Origin of the sequence: Streptomyces triticirhizae (assembly GCF_003696235.1) — a bacterium.
In the GTDB taxonomy this organism is placed as follows: Bacteria; Actinomycetota; Actinomycetes; order Streptomycetales; family Streptomycetaceae; genus Streptomyces; species Streptomyces triticirhizae.
Map to the genome: position 1 here is coordinate 1 of NZ_RFFJ01000251.1, position 7352 is coordinate 7352.

Sequence of the window (7352 nt, forward strand, 5' to 3'; positions counted from 1 at the left end):
GTCACCCACGACCCCGTCGCCGCCTCCTACGCCGACCGCATCGTCTTCCTCGCCGACGGCCACATCGTCGACGAGATGCGCGACCCCACCGCCGACCGCGTCCTCGACCGGATGCGCAACTTCGACAGCTCGTCCCGGGGTTGGGGGCGGACGTCGTGACCGTGCTCAGGACATCGCTGCGCAGCTTCTACGCGCACAAGGCGCGGATGGTGCTGTCGGGCGTCGCGATCGTGCTGTCGGTGGCGTTCGTCTGCGGGACGCTGGTCTTCAGCGACACGTTGAACACCACCTTCGAGCGCTTCTTCGGCGCGACGACCTCGGATGTGACCGTGCAGGCCGAGGAGGAGAAGCACGCCCAGGACACGGGCGTTCCGGAGTCGTTCTCCGCGGACGTGGTGGAGCGGGTGGCGGCCGTCGACGGCGTGGCGGAGGCGTTCGGGGCGGTGGAGAGCACCGGGCTGACCGTGGTCGACGCCGAGAACGAGAGCCTGGAGTGGGACGGCGGGGGTCCCACCACCGGCGGTGACTGGGGGCCGGTGAGCCAGCGGCTGATGGAGCTGGTCGAGGGGCGGGAGCCGGCCGCCGGGGACGAGGTGGTGGTGGACGCGGACACCGCCGAGAACGCCGGGGTGGCGGTGGGTGACGCGCTGACGGCGGTGACGGCCTCGGGCAGCCATCCGGTGACGGTGGTCGGGATCGCGGAGTTCCAGGGCAGCAACCCGGGCGTCGCCTATGTGTTCTTCGAGGAGACGGCGGCGCGGACGACGCTGCTGGGCGCGGCCGACCGGGTCAGCTCGGTCGCGGTGGACGCGGTCGACGGGGTGGGCGACGCGGAGTTGAAGGCGCGGATCGCCGACGAGCTGGGTGGCGGCTTCGAGGTCCAGACCCGGGAGGAGAGCCGGAAGGAGGCCATGGAGGAGGTCGGCTTCCTCGACGTGCTGCGGTACGCGATGCTCGGCTTCGCGGGGATCGCGGTGCTGGTCGGGATCTTCCTGATCGTCAACACGTTCTCCATGCTCGTCGCCCAACGCACCCGCGAGATCGGCCTGATGCGCGCCATCGGCTCCAGCCGCCGCCAGGTCAACCGCTCCGTGCTGATCGAGGCCCTGCTGCTGGGCGTGGTGTGCTCGGCGCTGGGCGTCGGGGTCGGGATCGGCCTGGCGATGCTGCTGTTGAGGGGGATGGAGTCGCTGGGGATGAACCTGGCTGACGCCTCGTTGACGGTGACGGCGACCACGCCCGTGGCCGGGATGGCCGTGGGGGTGCTGGCCACGGTGGTGGCCGCCTGGCTGCCGGCGCGGCGGGCGGGCCGGGTGTCGCCGATGGCGGCGCTGCGGGACGCCGGGACGCCGGGCGACGCCCGCGCCGGCCGGATTCGGACGGCGGTCGGGCTGGTGCTGACGGGCGCCGGGGCGGCGGCGCTGCTGCTGGCGGCGATGGCGGACGACGGCTCGGACGGTGGGGCGTTCCTCGGGCTCGGGCTGCTGGGCACCCTGGTCGGCATGGTGGTGGCGGCGCCGCTGCTGGCGTCGCTGGCGATGCGGGTGGTGAACGGGCTGGTGCTGCGGGCGTTCGGTCCGGTGGGGCGGCTCGCGGGGCGCAACGCGCTGCGCAATCCCCGGCGCACGGGCGCGACCGCCAGCGCGTTGATGATCGGGCTGGCGCTGGTGAGCGGTCTTGCCGTGGTGGGGTCCTCGGTGGTGGCCTCGGCCTCCGACCAGCTGGACCGCACGGTGGGGGCCGACTTCATCGTGGACAGCATGGGTCAGCCGATCGTCGACGAGGCCGCGCGGCTGGTGCGGGAGACCCCGGGGTTGGTCCATGTCACCGAGTACACCTCGGTGTGGGCCACGGTGACCACGCCGGACGGGACGAGCGGGGACGAGGAGCTGGTGGCGGCGTCGCCGACCTATGCCGAGGACCTGCGGTCGGAGACGGTCGAGGGCGAGCTGGTGGAGGCGTTCGGGCCCGGGTCGATGTCGGTGCCGGAGTCGTTCGCGAGGGACCACGGGCTGTCCGTGGGCGACGCGGTGCGGCTGGACTTCGTCGGCGGCGGTTCGACGGAGGTGACCCTCGCGGCGGTGACCTCAGAGGACACGGTGATCGACCAGGGCGCCCTGTATCTGGGCATCGACACCGCGCGGGAGTCGCTGGGCGAGGAGATGCCGCTGAACGTCGCGATGTTCGCCCGGGCGGAGGACGGCCAGGAGGAGGCGGCCTATGCGGCGCTCAAGGAGCGGCTGGACCAGTTCCCGCAGTACGAGGTCGCCAACCAGGCCGACTACAAGCAGCGGATGGAGGAGGAGATCGGCGGGCTGCTGAACCTGATCTACGCGCTGCTGGCGCTGGCGGTCCTGGTCGCGTTCCTGGGCGTGGTGAACACCCTGGCGCTGTCGGTGATCGAGCGGACCAGGGAGATCGGGATGATGCGGGCCATCGGCCTGTCCCGGCTCCAGCTGCGGCGAATGGTGCGGCTGGAGTCCGTGGTGATCGCGCTGCTCGGCGCGCTGCTGGGCCTGGGGCTCGGCATGGCGTGGGGGCTGACCGCGCAACGGCTGCTGGAGCTGGGCGGGTTCCGGGTGCTGGAGATCCCGTGGCCCACGCTGGGCACGGTGTTCGTCGGCTCGGCGGTGGCCGGGCTGCTGGCGGCGCTGCTGCCGGCGTTCCGCGCGGGGCGGATGAACGTGCTGCGGGCGATCGCCACGGAGTGACGGGCGCGCGGGGCACGGGTGTGGGGGGCGCGGCGCCTTGGGCGTCGCGCCCCCGCGCCTGTGTGTGCGCTCGTTCGCGGTCGCGCGCCCGTCGCGGGTCAGGCGCCGGTGGCGGCGCCGAGTTCGCGGCTGCGGTCCCTGGCCGCCTCCAGGGCGGCGAGCAGGGCGGCGCGCACCCCGTGGTTCTCCAGCTCGCGGATGGCGCTGATGGTGGTGCCGCCCGGGGAGGTGACCGCCTCGCGCAGCGCGACCGGGTGTTCGCCGGTGTCCCTGAGCATCACGGCGGCGCCGACGGCGGCCTGGACGATCAGCTCGTGCGCCTTGTCCCTGGGCAGGCCGAGCAGGATACCGGCGTCGATCATGGCCTCGACGAGGAAGTAGAAGTAGGCGGGTCCCGAGCCGGAGAGCGCGGTGGCGGCGTCCTGCTGGGACTCGGGCAGCCGCAGGGTGCGGCCGACGCCGTCGAAGACGGCCTCGGCGGCGGCCAGATGGTGCTCGGCCGCGTGGGCGCCGCCGGAGATCACCGACATGCCCTGGTCGACGAGGGCGGGGGTGTTGGGCATCACGCGCACCACGGGCGTGCCCGGGGTGAGGCGGGACTCGACGAACGCGGTGGGGATGCCGGCGGCGGCGCTGATCACCAGCCGGTCGGCGGAGACGTGCGGCGCCAGCTCGTCCAGCAGGGCCGGCAGGTCCTGGGGCTTGACCGCGAGGATCAGGGTCTCGGCGAGCTTGGCGGCCTCGGCGTTCTCCACCGCCGCCACCCCGTGCCGGGCGTGCAGCTCGGCGGCGCGCTCCGGGCGGCGGGCGGTGACCAGCACGTCGGCGGGGGCCCTGCCGGCCTTCAACAGGCCGACCAGCAGGGCCTCGCCGATCTTTCCCGTGCCGACGACGGCGATCTTCCCGGACATCCGTGGCTCACCTGCTCCGTGTTGAACGTGCTCTGGGTTGAACGTGCTCTGGGCGACCGACCCGCCGGGGCGCCCGCCCCGGCCGCGCGGGGATGACGGCCGCCGCGCGGGGACAACGGTCCCGTCGTCATCCTCGCACCGCGCGCGGCGGGGGCGTCGCGGCCGTCCGGGTGCCGGTCAGTCCCGCCGGTCCGGTCCGGGCCAGTCGGTCCGGTCCGGTCCGGTTCAGTCGGAGGTGAGCCGGACCGGTCGGGGAAGGTAGGTGAGCCGGACGACATAGGGCTCCTCGACCAGGCCGTCCGGGAAGAGTTCCCCGACGATCGCCTCCTCGCGGGCGAGCACCGGGCGGGTCTCCTCCGGGTCGAGCACGGCGAACTGGGAGTGCGTGGCGAGGTTGGCCAGATGGGTCGCGAGCGGGACGGTGCGGCGCCAGGTCACCTCGCGGTAGACGGGTTGGAGCGCCGGCTCCAGGGCGGTGAGGTGGTGGCCAACGACCCGGGTGATGTCGTGGGCGCCGTGCTGCGGGAGGCGTTCGCGCAGCCGGTTGACCTGTTCGTCGACCCAGTCGACGGTGCGGTCGTTGGTGTTCCACCACAGCGCGAGGCCGCCGCCGTGGCGCAGCACCCGCATCGCCTCGGGGAGCGCCGCCACGGGTCTGGTCCAGTGCCAGGCCTGGGCGTAGGAGACCAGGTCCACGCTGCCGTCGGCGAACGGGAGGGCGTCTCCGCTGGCCCGCACCAGCGGCACCCCGGGCGAGGCGGTGCGGAGTTGGGCGGCCATGCCGGCGCCCGGCTCGACGGCGGTGACATGGACGCCGCGTTCGCTCAGGCCCCGGGTGGCCTTGCCGGTGCCGGCGCCCACGTCGAGTCCGTGGGCGCCGGCAAGGGGGCGGCCGAACGCCTCCTCCAGCGCGTCGTAGAGGGTCGGCGGGTAGTCGGGGCGGGCGGCGGCGTACTCGGCGGCGACGGCGTTGAACGAGGTGGCGAAGTCTGAGGTCCGCATGGCCTCAGCCTTCCTCACCGGCCCCCTCGGCACCAGGGTGCTTGGGCGTCGGCCGGGACCGGGGGCGGGGGTGCTCCCGGGGGAAGCCGTCCTCGTCGTACTCGCCGCTGGGCGGGCCCGGCCGCAGGATGCGGACCAGGCGGTGCAGGGCACGCATGGGTAACTCCCTTCCGTTGATGGGCACTTCGCGAGCGGGGGGACGTGGGGACCCGGTTCGGGGGCCGGGGAACTTCGGGGAACGGGCGCGGCCGAGGTCAGTCGACCTCGCGCATCATGCGTTCCACGGAGCCGATCGACCTGCGGGTCTCGGCGAGTTCGTCGGTGTAGCGGCGGAGGATCTCGGTGTTGTCCTCCAGCAGCTCGGCGTACTTGGCGGCCAGACGGCGGTACTCGTCCTCCCGACCCGCGAGCATCCGGGCCCGCCAGGTGGCCGCTATCTGCCAGACGACGACGATCATCAACACGAAGACGCCGCCGGTGCCCAGGGCCGCCGCCCAGACGCCGGCCGGGTCGCCGGCGGCCTGGTGGATCAGGGGCTCGTTCACCGCGTTTCCTCTCTCTGCCCGGTCCTGCTGAGCGTCTCGGTGGCCTGGGCGATGCTGTCGGGGGTGAGCTGGTAGAAGAACGGAGTCACCTCGTAGAACCGCATGGCCTTGCCGTCGCTGGAGAGTTCGAGCGAGCTGGTGACCAGCCCGGCGGACTCCAGGCGTTGCAGGTGCATGTGCAGCAGCGGGCGGCTGATCTCGGTCTCCCTGGCCAGCCTGCTCACGTAGTTGCGACTCCGGGCGAGCGCGGCGACGATCCGCAGTCGGTGCGGGTTGTTGAGGGCGCCGAGCACCTTCAACAGGTGGTCGCCGCCGCAGGCGGCGTCGGGATCGTTCTCGGGCACGGGTCCTCCCTCCCCACGCCGCTCCCGCTGTCCCTTTCGCGCGGGTCGTGCCGTGTTCACCGGGTTCAGAGTCGCAGCGCGGCGCGGCACGCGTCAAGAAAAGCTGACACATGCCAGGGACAGCTGGGGGTTCCCCCTGAGCCGCCCCTGAGGGCGGGGTCAGGGTCGCGCGCGGAGTGCGCGCTCCCGCCGGGTCAACCGCGCCGGCGGCGGGCCGGGTTGCGGGAACGCTTGGCCACCAGGCGACGGTGCCGCTCCAGCGCCTCCTCGTGGCGGGCGCGCGCCAGCCGCTCCCCCGGCGCCTCGACGGCGCTGCGCAGCGTGTAGGCGGCGAGCACCCCGACGAAGCCGACCACGTTGATCGAGCGGAACGCCGACTCGTCGACCCGCGCGTCGGGCGCCGGCCTGGTCCAGCCGAGCCACTGCCGCGTGAAGGCCAGCGCCGTGCAGATGGCGAACGCCAGCGCCACCAGCGCGCCCAGCCAGCCCGGGGTCTCGGCGCCGGTCAACCCGCCGTAGCCCAGCGTCAACACCAGTGCCCCGCCGAGGGTCAGCACCAGCGCGCCGAGGAACAGCCCGACGCGGCGCACCCGGTAGCCGCCGGAACGGTCCACCCAGCTGGTGCCGTAGAACCGGATCGGCTCGGGGCGCGGCTCGCCGGGGGACTCGGCCTGCGGCTGGGCCTGAGGCCGGTCCTGGCGATCCGACGCGGACGAGGTGACGGTGGGCCGCACAGACTTGGACATGTGGTCGATTATCTCCGTGCCGGCGACACGGGCCCACTCCGCCCGCGCAAGTACGCTGTCCCCGGCGTAATCGCGACAGACCGACGTAGCCCGTGCGGAACGGGTACCAAGCCACTTCAGGGGGAGTCGCATGGCGGACGGTGGCGGCGAGAACAGACCGGGGCGCGGGGGCGACCAACCCGAGCGCATCGGCGACTATGTGGTGGAACGGCGGCTGGGCAGCGGCGGCATGGGCGTCGTCCACCTCGCGCGCACGGTCGCCGGGCGGCAGGTCGCGATCAAGGTGATCCGCCGCGAGTACGCGGAGAACCCGGGCTTCCGCGCCAGGTTCCGCCGCGAGGTGGAGGCGGCCCGCCGGGTCAGCGGCGCGTTCACCGCGCCCGTTGTGGACGCTGACCCGGACGGCGACCCGCCGTGGCTGGCCACGCTCTATGTGCCGGGCGGCTCGCTGACCGAACGGATAGACCGGCAGGGCCCGTTGACCCCGCGCGAGGCGGCGCGGGTCGGCGCCGAGCTGGCCGAGGCGCTGCTGGACATCCACCGCTGCGGGCTGGTGCACCGCGACCTCAAGCCGGGCAACGTGCTGCTCGCCGAGGACGGGGTGCGGGTGATCGACTTCGGCATCTCGCGGGCGCTGGGCGACAGTCACCGGCTGACGGAGGACGGCGCGGTGCTCGGCTCGCCGCCGTTCATGGCGCCCGAGCAGCTGACGGGCGACGGCGAGGTGACGACGGCGGCCGACGTCTTCGCGCTGGGCGCCGTCGTGGCGTACGCGGTGACCGGACACAGCCCGTTCGAGGCGGGCCGGCTGGCGGGCGGGGACCCGCTGGCGGTGGCCTACCGGGTGGTGCACGAGTCGCCCGACCTGGGCGACGTGCCCGACTCGCTGCGGGATCTGGTGAGCCTGTGCCTGGTCAAGGACCCGGAGCAACGGCCAGAGGTCGCGGCGGTGTTGCGGATGGCGGCCTGGGCCGACAGCAGGGCGCAGGCCGCCGGGGTGCGCGAGTCGCCCGTCTGGCGCGGCGTCGCGGGCGCGGGGTCCGACACCGGAGCGGGCGGGCGGCGCGGCGCCGGGTCCGAGGCGACGACGGCC

The 7352-nt window shown here is 73.8% G+C and carries 8 protein-coding genes; 2 read left to right on the forward strand and 6 right to left on the reverse strand.

Annotation, left to right across the window (positions count from 1 at the left end):
- Positions 1 to 155 precede the first annotated feature (155 nt).
- A complete protein-coding gene (locus tag EBN88_RS27090; RefSeq protein WP_122399685.1) occupies positions 156 to 2711 on the forward strand; it encodes an ABC transporter permease in 2556 nt (851 codons plus the stop codon).
- A gap of 98 nt (positions 2712 to 2809) precedes the next feature.
- Here EBN88_RS27090 and proC read toward each other — a convergent pair whose 3' ends face one another.
- From proC to EBN88_RS27115, 6 genes are all read right to left on the reverse strand, one after another.
- Positions 2810 to 3622: a pyrroline-5-carboxylate reductase gene (proC, locus tag EBN88_RS27095; protein WP_122399681.1), complete on the reverse strand. Its 813-nt coding sequence runs from the start codon at positions 3620 to 3622 to the stop codon at positions 2810 to 2812.
- Between the two features lie 225 nt (positions 3623 to 3847).
- Entirely contained in the window at positions 3848 to 4624 is a 777-nt protein-coding gene (locus tag EBN88_RS27100) for a class I SAM-dependent methyltransferase (RefSeq protein ID WP_122399682.1), read from the reverse strand.
- A 4-nt stretch (positions 4625 to 4628) separates the two neighbouring features.
- Positions 4629 to 4781 carry a hypothetical protein gene (locus EBN88_RS30870; RefSeq protein ID WP_158621547.1) on the reverse strand — a complete coding sequence of 51 codons (153 nt, stop codon included), beginning with the start codon at positions 4779 to 4781 and terminating at the stop codon, positions 4629 to 4631.
- Positions 4782 to 4878: 97 nt separating this feature from the next.
- On the reverse strand, positions 4879 to 5169 hold the full coding sequence (locus tag EBN88_RS27105; protein WP_122399683.1) for a hypothetical protein: 291 nt from the start codon (positions 5167 to 5169) through the stop codon (positions 4879 to 4881).
- Complete coding sequence (locus EBN88_RS27110) at positions 5166 to 5513, reverse strand: ArsR/SmtB family transcription factor (RefSeq protein WP_122399684.1); 348 nt, start codon at positions 5511 to 5513, stop codon at positions 5166 to 5168. Before EBN88_RS27110 ends, EBN88_RS27105 begins: the two co-directional genes overlap by 4 nt.
- A gap of 194 nt (positions 5514 to 5707) precedes the next feature.
- Positions 5708 to 6259, reverse strand: coding sequence for a hypothetical protein (locus EBN88_RS27115; RefSeq protein WP_233581021.1), 552 nt, complete (start codon positions 6257 to 6259; stop codon positions 5708 to 5710).
- Between the two features lie 130 nt (positions 6260 to 6389).
- On the opposite strand from EBN88_RS27115, the gene EBN88_RS27120 reads away from it, so the two are divergent.
- On the forward strand, positions 6390 to 7352 hold a 963-nt coding region (locus EBN88_RS27120), incomplete at its 3' end, for a serine/threonine-protein kinase (protein ID WP_147472866.1).